Raw genomic sequence first — 263 nt, forward strand, 5'->3', positions numbered from 1 at the left:
TGGATTGGCAAGCCAGACGTTTATCGTTAGAATAGTCACCCTAGTAAGGATGTGCTGGTCGCACATCCTTTTTTTATTCCCGTGAGAGTAGTGGATGAGTGAACAAGTAGACGTGATTGTCATTGGTGCTGGTGCCGCAGGGTTAATGTGTGCGGCGCAAGCGGCGCAGCGTGGTCGTCAAGTATTAGTGATGGATCACGCCAAAAAACCGGGCCGGAAAATTTTAATTTCCGGTGGCGGGCGATGTAATTTTACCAATTACG

The 263-nt window shown here is 48.7% G+C and carries 1 protein-coding gene; it reads left to right on the plus strand.

All coding sequences use genetic code 11. The features are described from left to right. Positions 1 to 94: 94 nt before the first annotated feature. A partial coding sequence (locus tag V0R37_RS22460) for an FAD-dependent oxidoreductase (protein WP_420376604.1) occupies positions 95 to 263 on the plus strand: 169 nt, incomplete at its 3' end.

The organism is Pollutimonas rozaliensis (assembly GCF_048751585.1).
Classification (GTDB): Bacteria; Pseudomonadota; Gammaproteobacteria; order Burkholderiales; family Burkholderiaceae_B.